At 54.0% G+C, this 13,678-nt stretch carries 14 protein-coding genes and 1 tRNA gene; 2 read left to right on the top strand and 13 right to left on the bottom strand.

Annotated features, from left to right (window positions below; all coding sequences use genetic code 11):
- Window positions 1-364: 364 nt before the first annotated feature.
- From AC1RO5_RS17470 to AC1RO5_RS17445, 6 genes are all read right to left on the bottom strand, one after another.
- Entirely contained in the window at window positions 365-1,477 is a 1,113-nt protein-coding gene (locus AC1RO5_RS17470) for an AAA family ATPase (RefSeq protein WP_493176533.1), read from the bottom strand.
- Window positions 1,474-1,866, bottom strand: a complete 393-nt coding sequence (locus AC1RO5_RS17465; protein ID WP_493176531.1) for a virulence-associated protein E — start codon at window positions 1,864-1,866, stop codon at window positions 1,474-1,476. Before AC1RO5_RS17465 ends, AC1RO5_RS17470 begins: the two co-directional genes overlap by 4 nt.
- Before the next feature lie 265 nt (window positions 1,867-2,131).
- The gene (locus AC1RO5_RS17460; protein WP_218538919.1) at window positions 2,132-2,353 is read right to left on the bottom strand and encodes a helix-turn-helix transcriptional regulator; all 222 of its coding nucleotides are present in this window, start codon (window positions 2,351-2,353) and stop codon (window positions 2,132-2,134) included.
- Window positions 2,354-2,412: 59 nt separating this feature from the next.
- Window positions 2,413-3,126, bottom strand: a complete 714-nt coding sequence (locus AC1RO5_RS17455) for a hypothetical protein (protein WP_493176529.1) — start codon at window positions 3,124-3,126, stop codon at window positions 2,413-2,415.
- Entirely contained in the window at window positions 3,123-4,442 is a 1,320-nt protein-coding gene (locus AC1RO5_RS17450) for a tyrosine-type recombinase/integrase (protein ID WP_493176527.1), read from the bottom strand. The genes AC1RO5_RS17455 and AC1RO5_RS17450 overlap by 4 nt, the downstream gene beginning before the upstream one ends.
- 160 nt (window positions 4,443-4,602) lie before the next feature.
- Window positions 4,603-4,689 (bottom strand) — tRNA-Leu (locus AC1RO5_RS17445).
- Window positions 4,690-5,143: 454 nt separating this feature from the next.
- Here AC1RO5_RS17445 and AC1RO5_RS17440 point away from each other — a divergent pair.
- Both AC1RO5_RS17440 and AC1RO5_RS17435 read left to right on the top strand, forming a co-directional pair.
- On the top strand, window positions 5,144-5,488 hold the full coding sequence (locus AC1RO5_RS17440; protein ID WP_493176525.1) for a hypothetical protein: 345 nt from the start codon (window positions 5,144-5,146) through the stop codon (window positions 5,486-5,488).
- A 353-nt stretch (window positions 5,489-5,841) separates the two neighbouring features.
- Complete coding sequence (locus AC1RO5_RS17435) at window positions 5,842-6,762, top strand: DUF4062 domain-containing protein (RefSeq protein ID WP_493176523.1); 921 nt, start codon at window positions 5,842-5,844, stop codon at window positions 6,760-6,762.
- A gap of 250 nt (window positions 6,763-7,012) precedes the next feature.
- Here the strand turns inward: AC1RO5_RS17435 and AC1RO5_RS17430 are convergent, their stop codons facing one another.
- The 7 genes from AC1RO5_RS17430 to AC1RO5_RS17400 form a co-directional block, all read right to left on the bottom strand.
- Window positions 7,013-7,744 carry a hypothetical protein gene (locus AC1RO5_RS17430; protein ID WP_493176522.1) on the bottom strand — a complete coding sequence of 244 codons (732 nt, stop codon included), beginning with the start codon at window positions 7,742-7,744 and terminating at the stop codon, window positions 7,013-7,015.
- Between the two features lie 309 nt (window positions 7,745-8,053).
- A complete protein-coding gene (locus tag AC1RO5_RS17425) occupies window positions 8,054-8,848 on the bottom strand; it encodes a DNA adenine methylase (RefSeq protein WP_493176520.1) in 795 nt (264 codons plus the stop codon).
- 150 nt (window positions 8,849-8,998) lie between these two features.
- A complete protein-coding gene (locus AC1RO5_RS17420) occupies window positions 8,999-9,520 on the bottom strand; it encodes a lysis system spanin subunit (RefSeq protein ID WP_493176518.1) in 522 nt (173 codons plus the stop codon).
- Window positions 9,517-9,942 carry a cell wall hydrolase gene (locus tag AC1RO5_RS17415; RefSeq protein ID WP_493176516.1) on the bottom strand — a complete coding sequence of 142 codons (426 nt, stop codon included), beginning with the start codon at window positions 9,940-9,942 and terminating at the stop codon, window positions 9,517-9,519. The genes AC1RO5_RS17420 and AC1RO5_RS17415 overlap by 4 nt, the downstream gene beginning before the upstream one ends.
- A 473-nt stretch (window positions 9,943-10,415) precedes the next feature.
- Window positions 10,416-10,841 carry a hypothetical protein gene (locus AC1RO5_RS17410; RefSeq protein WP_493176515.1) on the bottom strand — a complete coding sequence of 142 codons (426 nt, stop codon included), beginning with the start codon at window positions 10,839-10,841 and terminating at the stop codon, window positions 10,416-10,418.
- A 26-nt stretch (window positions 10,842-10,867) separates the two neighbouring features.
- Window positions 10,868-11,458 (bottom strand): phage tail assembly chaperone, encoded by a 591-nt coding sequence (locus tag AC1RO5_RS17405; protein ID WP_493176513.1) that lies wholly within the window; start codon window positions 11,456-11,458, stop codon window positions 10,868-10,870.
- Between the two features lie 10 nt (window positions 11,459-11,468).
- Window positions 11,469-13,673 carry a hypothetical protein gene (locus AC1RO5_RS17400; RefSeq protein ID WP_493176511.1) on the bottom strand — a complete coding sequence of 735 codons (2,205 nt, stop codon included), beginning with the start codon at window positions 13,671-13,673 and terminating at the stop codon, window positions 11,469-11,471.
- Window positions 13,674-13,678 lie beyond the last annotated feature (5 nt).

The raw sequence follows: 13,678 nt of genomic DNA, 5'->3' as shown, positions 1-13,678 counted from the left end.
TTACGCATCGCCAGCGGATCGAGCTGATCTCACAACATACGCTGCTACTCAATGGTGCAGCGCATACAGCGAAAGCACAAACCACGAGCGTCGGGATTCAGTATCGATCGGACACTTTCATGAGGAGGTGAGCTTCCGTTTCGGGCTAATCGCTGCCGGTTATGATTGGTAGTTTTTGGCCGAGCAGATGTGCTCGACGGGGCGCCAACGCACATTTTCGCCACTGGCTTCGACCGACAGGAGGGCCCGACGCAAATAGTCCAAGGTGGTCATAGTCAAAACTCCTCGAGGTCGGGTAATTCATCGGCCTGTCCGATATGCCCGAAAGGCACAGGCCTGCAGGCGTCCGAATAGTCCGAAGTCCCTAAGGGTTTCGTTTTCTTCGGACAGACTCAGTTACTAGGACATGCGGTCCGTCCCGTTCAACTACTCCACGCTTCTGCAAGCCTTCACACGCCTCTTTGGCGCGGTTGCGATCCAGCCCGACAACCTCGCAGCGCGCCTTCCAGTCATCGAACAGGATGTTGATCGGATGATCTTCTCGGCCCTGCTTGGCAAGCCGCGTAGCGACCTCCCCCCACATCTGGTTCAGGACGTCCAAGGCCTTCTGCTGGTTCTTCCCCTGCGGCTTCGTCGCAGGAACAGGTGCGGTGTACTCAGTCAACTTCAACGCCGCGCCGCCAACCAAACTTCCGCTATCGTCGCGCACCGACACCCCCACTAGCTCGAAGGCGAGCGGCGGCGGCTCCTCTGCGTCCTTCATCTTGCGCGGGGTCAGTCGGATCAGTTTGTCTACGTCGCTCCGACTGACTTCGTACTCGGCATCAGCAGCCCCCTTCAGGGCGGACGACCCACGCGCGCCCTTTTCCCCATCCTTACCGCTGTGGTGGACGATCAGCACAGTAGCCTTCCAGTGTCGGCGTAGCACGTCGGCGTTGCGCACAAACTGCCCAACTTCCGTTGCGCTGTTTTCGTCACCGCCGAAGTTGCGGGCCATCGTGTCGATAACGATCAGAGCCGGGGCTTCGCCGGTTGCGTCTGCGAGTTGTTGAACCGACTCGGCTACCTTCGCCACGTTGGTGGCGCTGGATAGATCGGTAGGGGCGTCGGACACGAATAACAGTGCCGGCATGTCGGTGCCATTGTGCTGTGCCCATGCACGCAGGCGTCGCGCCAGCCCATTGTGGCCTTCGCCTGCAATGTAGAACACTGTTCCCTGCTTCACATCATGCCCGTGGAACGGGATACCCATAGCGATGCAGCACGACACATCCAGGGCCAGGAAGGATTTGCCCTTGCCGGGTGGGCCATACACTACAGCAAGCGCATCTTCCTCGATGTATTCGCGAACTAGCCACGCGACTGGCTTCACCGGCATGTCGCAGGCGGCGATGAACCGGAAGGGCCTTGTGCTGGACAGACGCTGGTCAACCTCGGCCCACTGGTCGCCATAACGGTCTTGTGCCTTTGCATTCATACACGCTCCTCCCATTGAGCCAGACGGCGACGTGCCAACTCCAAGCGGTCTAAATCTGACTTCGGCAGCTTCTCGCCTCGAGCTTGCAGGGACAGGCCAATCGCGACGATGTGACGCTCGTGCTCAACTGCCGCACGACTGGGCCATCTTGGGGAGGAGCGCTGGCCGCCATCAGGAAACAGGTCGCGCATCTCCAGGCCGATAGCCGCGACGATTTGCGCCGCCGAGCAACCAGCCCAGCATTTCAGCAGTAGCGTGCCGTCCCCTACTTCCGTGATCTTCAGGCTCGGATTGCGGTCATCATGAGCTGGGCAGCAGGCGACCCATTGGCTTGGTTTAAGGGGGCGCACCTTATTTAGACGGGGCAACAGCTTGTCGGCGGGCATCATAGTTGTACCTCGCAAAACCAGCACAGAGAGATCAGGACCAAGTGGGGCTGCAGGTCGACGGCGTACTCGTTACGGTGCAAGTCAGTGGCGCGATTGTGGAGTGCGGACGAGCTGCACGTAGCATCGTGCTTCAAGGGCGGTGCTCCGAATGGAGATTTGAAGACATCTGCGCGACGGTTTACCAACCGGGCACACGAGCGCGCATTTCGGCTTGACTGAGCCTGCATCAGTTCGAGGCCATTTTTCTTCGCAAAGGCGGCCATTTTCATGCTGCGTCCCTCGCTTCGATCTTGGCGCGCAGCCATGCCTCCACCTCAGCCACGACGTAATACGCAGCAGCCTGGCGGGTGTCGCCGTCTTTGATCGGCTTCGGGAAGGTCGGGTCTTTCTTGCGGAGCTTGTCCAAGCCCGAGCGGGATAGGTCCAACCAGCGACACAGCGCTGGCTGGCGGATTAGAGCTTTTGCGGGAGTCGTTGCAGGGTGCATTTGAGCGCCTCCGTATGGGTGACGCTCACAAGATAGTTATCGAAACAACGGCCAAATAATTACCCCGTCGTTTGTTTACGCCGCCACTCTCGATAGGTTGATTGCGGGATTTTTAAACGCCGCTCGATGATATTTGCGAACTCGCGCCGCGACTTGCCGGTAGCCAACAACTCCGCTTCCAGCTTGGCGACTGCCGCCCAATCGTGAAGGGCGGTTCGTCCGGCGCGGGCCGTCTCCATCTTCTGCCTGTACTTTTGGGCAATCTCAGACCTGACTGCCTGCTCAGCTTCAACGGTGGAGTGCAGGTCCTTTTGCAAAAAATGGCGCTCCGCTACTGCCATTTCAAGTGACTCCAACCGTTTGATCAGCTCTCGAACCTCCTCAACAGCGCACTCGGCATGGCTGTCTGGATCAAACTGCCGCGCTTCTTCGATATGGCCTAGCACCAATAGACAAGATGATCGGACATCCAACAGCGAGCAGACATATTTGGGCAAATGAAAGCCGAAGCTGGAAAACTTCATGTGTTGGCAATCGCTCAATGATTCGAACCAGTCAGGACTGTAGCCGGTGGTCTTTACCAAGCAGTCAAGGGCTCGCCCGGCCAGCTCCTGACAAGGCATCTCAAATGCGAGGTCAATATCAATTGGCGCTCGTTCAATCTCAGCACGAAGGATGACCCCGGCCAGAAAGTCCCGCATGTACTCACTTTCCCCGCAATCCCATTGCGTAAGGTGCGCTTCAATGATCGGCAGCATGTCAGGTTTTATCATGCTCCCACCGCCCCTAGAGCTCTGGGCTCACCAACACTGACCTTATGCTGCGCAAACTCGTAGGGCGTAATGTGCTTTTCCCGGTTGGCGTCCAGGTAGTCAGCCCACCACGTCATCATCCGTCGGCGCTCTTCCAAGTGCTCAGCCTTGTGGATGTAGGCCGCGCGCACGCCGTTGCGCTCTTGGTGGCTCATTTGCCGTTCAACCGCGTCACGCGACCACAGGCCGGACTCGACCAACGCGGAACAGGCCATAGTGCGGAAACCGTGCCCGCAAATTTCTATCTTGGTGTCGTACCCCATGCGGCGCAGTGACTTGTTTACGGTGTTCTCTGACATTGGCCGCCAGTGGTGGTGATCTCCTGGCAGCACCAGCTCAAAACGACCGCTCAGCTGGCGTATCTGTTCCAGCACCTCAAGCGTCTGGCGTGACAACGGGACAAGGTGCGGAGTCCCCATCTTGGCTCCTCGGTGCGACCTCTTGACACCCTCGATTGGTGCCCGTTCGCCGGGAATCGTCCACATGCTCCGGGTAAAGTCGAACTCCGACCAGCGAGCAAAACGCAGCTCACTAGAACGAATGAACACCAGTAAAGCGAGGCTTACAGCAAGACAGGTAAGCGGTCGTCCGGTGTCAGCCTCGCAGCGTTGCAACAACTCCGGCAACCGCTCAAGGGGCAAGGCCGGGCGGTGTTTGGTCTTGCGGGTGGCAGTCCCCCCCACCAGATCAAGCGCCGGGTTGTATTCGATGAAATTGCGCTGAACGGCGATTCGCATGATTCCGGCGATGCGCTGACGCAGTCGCCCAACCACATCAAGCGCGCCGCGCTTCTCTACCGTCTTCAGACAGGCCAGCAGGTCGCGGGTTTTCAGATCGGATACGGGGCGTTTGCCCAGCATGGGGAAAAGATCGACCTCAATCTCTTTCAGCACCCTGACCGCGTGATCCTTCGACCATTTGCCGGCCATGCTGGCGTGCCATTCCAGGGCCAGCGCCTCAAAGGTGTTCCCCGCCTTATTGGTCGCCTCGATCTTTGCTTGCTTAGCGCTCTCGATGGGGTCTTGGCCATGCGCCAGCAACTCGAGTGCATCGGCTCGACGTGCGCGGGCGGCTTTCAGAGTGAGAGCCGGGTAGTTGCCGAACGTAGCCAGACCGGGCTTACCGTTTGGCTTTTTATACTTGAAGCGCCAGACCTTGGTGCCGGTAGCCTTTACAAGCAAAAAAAGCCCCTGCCCGTCGAACAGGGTGTAATCCTTCTCGCGGGACTTGGCGGCTTCACATTTGGGGTCTGTCAGAGGAGTTACGGTGCGCGCCATAGGTATACGCCTCGATATCGAACCGATATATACCTAAACGTATACCTAAATCGTGGGGCTGTACAGGAACATACGGGGATATTCAGACACAAAAAAACCGGCTATAAGGCCGGTTTCTCTACGTTTCAGGTGTTTACGGGAACATCTGAAATCATACTATTGGTGCCCGAAGCCGGAATCGAACCGGCACGCCCTTACGAGCGGGGGATTTTAAGTCCCATGCGTCTACCAGTTTCGCCATTCGGGCGGTAGCGCGGTAAGCAGTCTGAAGACTGTCCAAATAACGATCTGGCAGTTCTGACGCTTGTGCAACAGAGGGGGAAATATATACATCCCGCCCCGGTGAAGCAAGTTCGCAAATCCCCTTTTCAAGACTAAATCTTGCAGGACTGCGAAAATAAAAAAGCTCCGTAGATCATGGATCTACGGAGCTCGTTTAAAGTGGAGGCCGAAGTCGGAATCGAACCGGCGTAGGTGGATTTGCAATCCATCCACAAAACAAGCTATATCAATAGGTTAGCATCATAAGCGTTCCGCAAGCTACTGATTTTTAAGGCTCTGTAACCCGCACGGAACAAGGGGCGCCTCTGTGGTTGCGGAACTGCTCCGCTCCCGATTTTTTGCAGCTCGTCGCGCCAACCTCGACCGTCCTTGATGCGTGGATTACTGTATATAAAAACAGTTACCGTAAGGCGCCAACCGTGGACCCCCTCGAAATCGAAGACACCTCCGACTGGCTGGGATGCCCAACTGAGCTTGAAACGTGCACTCACTATTTGCGAATACTGGAAAACGAAGTCCAAGAATTGAACCAGCAGCTGCGAACAGCCAGGGAAAACATCTTCGGCCTGGTGCAGATGTACACCGAAGCCTCAGCGCAGCGTGACGAAGCTATGAGAAATCTTCGGGAAAGGGCCGGAGAATTGGCAGTTGCTCGTAAGCAATTGTACGATCTCGACATATCGGCAAGAGGCCACAAGCGCGAAGCTGACCGGCTTCGCGGGATGCTTGATGGCCTCATAGATCACCCCAAAACGATCGTCTAAACAGCTGAGGACTCAGCTAACATCACGATGCGATCTTAACGACGTCGCGAGGTAGTTCTAAGTGCAGCAAAACCGGGCTCTGGAACCGCATCGGGTCGCATCAAAAGACCAGAAAAAGCATTGAGTGGTATCAAAATTGGTATCCCCTCTCTCGCTCCATCTGACAATTTTCCTGCATCCCGTAACGCCTTCGGCAACCCTAACGATTACTGCCACTGCTATGCTTAAGCGTACCTACGTCCGCTTCCGGGTCAGGCTTGGAAAACGTTTTAGAGCTGTTTACGTCACGACCGCCGACAAATAATCGGATAGCATGAAATCAAGGGATATCAATCGAGAGCGGAAGGTAATTCATGACAAAAAAATATCAAGCGTTTATAAGCTCGACCTTTGTAGATCTAGAAAACGAAAGACAGCAGTTGATTACCATGTTCCTGAAACATGGAATTATCCCCGCAGGGATGGAAAATTTTCCCGCATCGCCAAAAGAACAACTCAACTTTATTAAGCCCATCATTGATGCAAGTGATTTTTATATTTTAGTAATCGGCGGTAGATATGGATCACTAACGCCTGAGGGAATTAGCTTTACCGAAGCCGAATTTGACTACGCACACGCGCAGGGAAAAATAATTCTTACATTCATCCATGAGGACCCGGATTCATTCCCAGTAGGAAAAGTTGACTTATTACTGGAAAGCAGAGACAAGCTTAAAGCCTTCAAAAATAAAATCTCAAGCGACAAGATGGTAAACTTTTGGAAAAGTCCTCAAGACCTCGTAATGCGTGTTTCGGCGTCAATTTCCCAACATACAAATGATGCTTCTATTCTAGGATGGGTGAGAGGTAGCAAGACCTCACAGGCTGAACAAAGCATGGAATTATCAAACGCAAAAGGTGAAATATGGCACCTAAAAAATGAAGTTGATGCGGCGAATAGAAAAGTGATCTTGGCTGAAAAAGCAATTACCACACTATTTGGTGAGAGTACAAAACCAGCCACACCAGCTGAAATAAATGCTTGGAAGCAAGGTGGAATTAGCACTTACCCTGGCATTGCCATCTTACTAGAGCAAAGACCAATTAAGTTCGCTCACAAAGACTTCATCATGCCTACTTTAATGGGCGCCAGTTCGATGATAATTATCGTGGGGAAAGGTGTTCGCGCTTATATCTCAGACCTTGGTCACTCCATCTTACTCTACATGGATGAATTTCGAGCTGAAGGGCCTATAGTTTCAATGCTTAATCCAGGACCTCACAGCGATATTTAATGACGTCGTGAGGTAGCTCTAAGTGGGCTCTTGAACCGCATCGGGTCGCATCAAAACACCAGAAAAAGCATTGAGTGGTATCAAAATTGGTATCCACTCTCTCGCTCCATCTAACAATTTTCCTGCATCCCGTATCAGTGCCGCTCCCTCCAATTGAGGCGCAGACGTTTGACCTCCTCCACCGGCATCATACTTTTCGCCTCCGGCCCAGCGCTTGCAAGGCCTGCTGCAATAGCAGTTCACCCGCGCTTTAAATGTGCACCGGCACAACATTAAAAACCGCATCAGGATCTGTCGGGTCAAAGCCAGGAAAGTTATCAGGTACGCTCTGCTCTATAACCCCCTTCTCACTCGCAGTTCTGACTGCGACGCATAGCCCTTCAGGAACTTTAACTACTCGGATTTGCTGCCACAGACGCTGCGTCCTAGTATAAATGAAAACATTAATATATAGACGAGAGCGATTACCCAGATGAAACGTGTATGCATCATTTACAATTTTATTCGGATACAAGCTATCAAGAGAGTACAAGCACTTACTCCTAAAAATGCCATTTTTAGGATCAACTGGCTCATCAAGATCAATTACTTCTGTAAATATATCAAACACCGGATAGACAGAATCATTCGTAAGACCTAGCTGAAGAGTCTCTGGGGGAAAAGACATAGGTATAAAGTACACAACACTGTCCGCCCCTGTTGCATGACCGATGAAATCCTGAGTGTGCTTTTCCAGCTTCGTTACCAAGTCATTGACTCGATTATCGATGCCCGTCAAATTTTTCTCCACTGCAGCTTGCTTTTGAACTCGGAAAAACTGCCCAGTTGCCCAACTAACTAAGAAAAAAGACGGAAAAAAAACATTAATTAGTGCCTTTATATCCCAACCAGCTGCAACCGAAGTTACATTATAAATAGTCCATGCCGACGCACCGACCGCAGGAAGCCAAAATTCTTTTACTAAACGAACAAACAATTTCATACAATGCCTTACAATAGATAAAACACTAAATGGCAATAGCGCCTCTACCGCTTCTTATTGGATGATATCTACATTCTTTCGATAATGTAAGAGAATTTTTGGAGTGCTTAGTATTATTCATCACCCAAAACAAACTTCTAGAACGTAACCCTTAATGCCTTTATTGCCTTTAAGGCCGCTAGGTCGGCATTCACGATCCGCAGGAACTGGCTCGGGAGTGGCCGGACCTGGCCACCCCAAGCATGGGAACGACGCGTCCAGCTCTAGGGAAAGCCTCCTTACCAGTCAACTCCAAGTAGTGCAGTACATTTAAAACAGAAGTCCCAGTTCAGCAGGAGCCCAGTTCATGATTACCAGTTCACCGCTTACTTCAAGCTTTCCTTGACGCTGGTTAGTATTACAGTACCGTATATCCACTGTTTCCATGTGAAAGCCTTTGAAAACCTGCCGAATATCAGCATGATCATTGATGCTGACCATTACCCTGCCTTTGCAGCGGCGCATGAAATCGGCCATCCGCTCATAGTTTTCGAATGGAAAGTCCACACCATAGCCAGCGGTCTGCCAGTAAGGCGGGTCCATGTAGTGGAACGTATGGGCACGGTCGTAGCGCTCGGCGCATTCAAGCCAGGGTAGGTTTTCGACGTAAGTGCCGGACAGGCGCTGCCAGGCGGCCGAGAGATTTTCCTCGATCCGCAACAGGTTGATGGCCGGGCCGGTAGTGGCGGTACCGAACGTCTGCCCGGTGACCTTGCCAGCGAAGGCATGGTGCTGGAGGTAGAAGAATCGGGCGGCGCGCTGGATGTCGGTGAGGGTTTCAGGGCGGGTCATCTTCTGCCACTCAAACACCTGGCGCGAACTGAGCGCCCATTTGAACTGGCGCACGAATTCTTCTAGGTGGTTCTGCACGACGCGGTACAGCGTCACTAGGTCTCCGTTGATGTCATTTAGGACTTCAACCGGCGCGGCCTGGGGTCGCATGAAGTACAACGCGGCTCCGCCGGCAAAGACTTCAACGTAGCATTCGTGGGGTGGGAAAAGCGGAATGAGGCGATCGGCCAGGCGGCGTTTGCCGCCCATCCAAGGGATGATGGGAGAGGACATAAAGAGCAAGACCTTTACTGTATGGATAAACAGGTGTTAGGCTCGCTCCGCTTTGTGCACGAAGCGGGAGCCATGGCTGGACTTGCAGGGACATTCTGCGGGGACGGCGGCCGGATTGGATGTTGACGCACCCACTCCGGTCGCTCTTTTTTACTTTGGGGTTGATACTTCTTTGGCATACGCCTGACAGGCCGCCAGCGCAATCAGTCCTTGGTCACCGGCATCGGTGATTCCGATAATTCGTTGAGCATGCGCTGGGTCAAGTCGGACGCGCGTTTCTCCATGAACCATGCAGCGGGTGTCGGTACCGGCTGACACTGAACAGCCACCGTCTGGATCCGTGGCGTCGAGAAGGACTGACAGCCGCAAATCAGAAGTGGCAAGGCGATCGCGCAAGCGAGCCTGATTGGTTTGAGCATCGCTCAATTCCTTGTAATGGGTTTGTTCGCTGATCGACAACCGTTGCTCCAGAGCCAAGCGCTTGTCTTGATCGGTCCGGACCTGAGCAGCGGCCGCGTTGCTGATGGCGGTCAGATCGTCGTTGTGCAGGCCGGCCTGTTCGGCCAACTGCTTACCGTAACGCCAGTCCTGCACCTTCCACACGCCACCAGCGGTGATCGGCAGCAGCGCCACCACGCTCACCAGCGCTAGCTTCAGCGCAGCCGGGTTCATGGCACATCCTTATAGAAAATGTGGCGCCCGAGCGTCAGCGTCTGTTTGGCGCCTTTCACCCAGGCTGGTGGCTTGGGCATGGTGGTCGCGTAGTAGTGGGTAGCACCGCCGGTAGGATCTGGTACCTTGCCGGCCATCACCTGGTCTGCGGCGATTTGTGCCTGAGCAAACTCGCGGAACGGGATCGGCTTGGCGCCGCTCAGGTAGGCATAGTTCGGGTCGTTCTTGTTCCAGCAGCTGAACTGATACTTCTTCAGGCACACACCGGTATAACCCTCGCCCCACCACGACGTGGCCTTGCCATCGTTCACGCGGTTGCGGATCGTCCAGCCGACGGCAATCTGGCCGGCCACCCCTTCCCCGCGGGCCTCGCCCCAGAGTGTGCGGGCAAGGATATCTCGGTCTCTATCGGTGACAGTCATGGTTTTCTCCAGGCGTAAAAAAGCCCGCGACTGGGCGGGCGTTCGGGAAGATCTGCAGCACATGCTGCGGGAGCAATCGGTACGGCTTTTATCCTGACGGCCAATCGCCGGCTTTTGTAATAACCATGATACATGAATGGTTATTATTTGACGCATTCCTAACTGCGGCAGATTGCTATTATCCCCGGAAACCCCATTACCAGAGGTTTCCAAGTGAAATTGACACGTGTTGAAAACACAAAGTCTCGGGGATGGGTATGGGCCTATAAAAAAATCAGGGGTTATGGATGCTCTCGAACGACTGCCATCCACAGAGCAACCCTGTATGTACTTCGAGGCGACTCGGGATTGTTCTCCAGCAAGTGGAGTTTTCAAAAATTCCGGCTACGACGTTAGGTAATAACAAGCCAGCCCACTTCCTCGTGATAGAAAATTTCACTCGTGGCGAAGGACTATGCGGCATGAGTCGAGCGCTATCTTTTTTCGTCCGCTAGCAGCGCTATGGCTTCATCGGTCTCCAGCTCCAGATCGTACTTCCCGACCAAGGCGGTTACTGCAAACTCCTTGTTGATATAGCCACCGACTGCAATCTGCTCGCGGTAGGCCCGTACCTCACACCAGCGCCGATAGGGCCGGACAAGTCTGTAAAGCAGCTGATGAAGGAACGGCGCAACCCCGCACACAATCCAAAAGGACGGCGAGACGAGTAGCACCAACAGTGCGCCGAGCAGCAATCCCGCCACCATCGCTGCGTACCACTGCCGTACATGAGTCTTTTCGTGCTCGAGTAAACCGGTATCGCAGTTGTATTTTGGGTGGATCCTAATAAGCGGGCCCCGGGTGTCACCTCCAAAGCCCTCGGGAAGGTGGTCCGAATACTTCACTAGGTAATATTTCACTAGGTATTCCTTCAGATAGACTCTCATTACTCAGCAGGCGAGCAGGCCGCCAATGGCGCCGGGATTTCAGGCCAGCTAACGTCGAGCGGAAAGCCGGGCTGCTCAGGCAAATTGCGCAGATCCTCCACGTATCCCAGGATCGCCACATACTCGGCATCGGTGATTGTTGTTGGTCGGCTGATTTCTTTCTGGTTACGGTGCCGATCGATCACATCCAGCGCCAAGCGAAGCTGCTCATCACGCATTGCCCGGACGTTGGTGGTCGCATCGCTAATGCGCTGTTGCTCATCGCCTACCCAAGCACCGCCCTGCCAGTGATGCCATTCAGTTGGCCGGGGCAATGTTGTCGCGCTCATGTCTTCCAAAGTGCGACCAATATCAAAATCACCCACTTCGACAAGCGCACCGGTTTGGGTGGAGTAAAGAGTGGCCTTTCGATAGTCGGGTAGCACGACCCAAGTATTAGTCAGCGGACTGAAAACCGGGACGTCCAGTGCCCCGTATTCCGGCCAGGCGACCGCTGTCGAATCGCCTGGGATGTCATCTCCGGCATCGTCTGAAATATCTTCACTTCGAACCGGAGTGAAGAGCACAGGGTGGTAGTGATAAATTTCCATGCTGCCCTCCTCAGACCTGATACCAGGCATTGGCAATTCGCTCAAACTGAACCGGCTTCTGCGCCGCCAGCACGAGGTTGGACCCACTGGTGGTATGGATAAGCGAACTGTTCTGGATCGTTGCGTTGGTGTTGAACGACGTAACGGTGATTTTTTTCATATCCCACATGAAGAAGCCCACGAAGTCAGTGATCGTGCCAGCCGAAGGGAAGCTCAGGTTGACCTGATCAACTCCGTCTACGTTGATGACCGACGTTGTCGCCGTCACCGTGTTAACGACACCTGATGTCTGGTTTTCATTACCTAAGAACTGGCGCATCTGGACCGAACGCGCACCGCTGACACGGGACACTCGGTCAGAGAGCTGAGCATCAATACGACAATCGGGACCGCTGGAGTCGACCGCATAGTGGTTGATCGAGTTGAGATTTTCCGAGCCGTAATAAAAGCTCGCGTTACCCGGGTTTCGAATCTGCGACATAGCCACTTGAATGTGACCGCTGTACTGATCGATCTCGATGCCATGTTTGGTGGGGAACATGATGTTTTGTGCATCGACACTGGAGATGCAATATACGTCACCGTGCTGCTCTGCATCACCGACCCACGTCGCTCCGGTACGGTCACCGTTGTAGAGCAGAATGGCGCTGCTCATGAGTCGCTGCCCGCACCAGGCAATGTTGTTGGGCCCGATTTTCAGGTTCTGGAAGTTACCAATCTTGATTGCCTCCAACCCCGCTTCAAACAAGTCACAGATGGAAATTTGCACCCAGTTGACGTGCTGAAGGTCGATGTTCCGACCTTTGGTGGGGTGATGCTGGCTGAAGCCAGGGAAAAAACATTTCTCACCGACGATCATGATGCCGTCGACGGCACGTCCATAGATGTGAGTCTTCTGGCAGTTCAGATAGGTGTTGTACAGAAACCGCATATCCGCGGTTTCATAATTCAAGTAGCCGACATTACGGTCCAGGTAGACCCCATAATTGACAGTGTCGAACTCACAAAGCATCGTGGTGACTCGGGCTACCTGCTGCCATGTGCCGGCTGGGGCAGTGTAGATTGCCTTGTCACAGTTCTTAAAGCGGCTTCGAAAAATCTGTCCCTTCACCGCGTACAGTAGTTTGATAGGGATGTTACCTTCGGCCAAACTGTCAAAACCGAAATTGGTACTGATCTTGAAATCCAATACCTTCTTGGTTGTGCCCAAATCCCCAATCCACAGCTGTCCATTCATGAGCCAACCAGGACCGGTAAGTTCAATGCCCTCTTGACTCAGGCGTCCCCCGTTCCAGTTGAACTTATCTCCTGGAATTTGAATTACACCGCCATTGGCCTCACCGGCGGCATCCAGCGCTGCCTGAATGGCGATGTCGTTCTGTGCCGCGGTCTTTCCGCCGCCGGCGCCGAACAACTTGTCCGTGATGGGGACACCCATCTGCCGCTGGTTATCGAACAGCTCACGGATATTCGTGATGATTGCGGGGAACCCTGGAGGCGAATAGCCGACCATCCCCCCAGCTTTATTCGGGTCGCTGGGGTCTGCCAAAAACGCCTGAATCTGCTGCCCATCCGCATTGGGCGTATACCAGGCGATGCCGTTATACACACGCTCAAGTCCCCAAGCAGTGTTGAGGTATCGGTCGCCAGCCACCAACGGTTGCCCCAGAGGGTTGGCAGTCGGATCAGTAGTGAAAGGTCCAAAGTTACGCCCGGCATAGGCTTGAGCCGCTTCAGCATATTGCCTCGAAGCACTCTCGACTCTGTCGAGCAAATACCGTGTAGGAATCCGCTTTCCAGTATCAACAGCGGCCCCACCGACATTCTCGTAAATGGCATACGCCGCCTCATCCTCGGGCGAGATGACCTGAAAAGTCTTCCCGCTGACCGTCGCCGCCAGTCCTTGGGCGACGGTGCGATACAACCCATTGGTCAGTGCCAAGACATCATCTGGATCGGTAATCACCACATCCCGCATTAGAGGGCCGACGTAAGCCCCCCGATGGATCTGGATATCAACCCGGGTAATCGCGCTGTAGAAAAAGACGCGCGCGTTCTTGTCCGCCAGTATTGGGTTTATGAGCGGTACATTGCCCATGGAATCGGCAAACAATGCGGCCCGCGTCTGGGTACCGGTAACGAACACATCGACCGTTGCACCAGGCACCAGGGCACCGTCCTCGGCCCTTGCGGCAAAGAATTGAATGGGCTGCATGTTGA

Source organism: Pseudomonas sp. GW822-FHT02G04 (assembly GCF_058802085.1).
The sequence above is the reverse complement of the archived record's forward strand: the minus strand, read 5'-3'. Positions and strand labels throughout refer to the sequence as shown.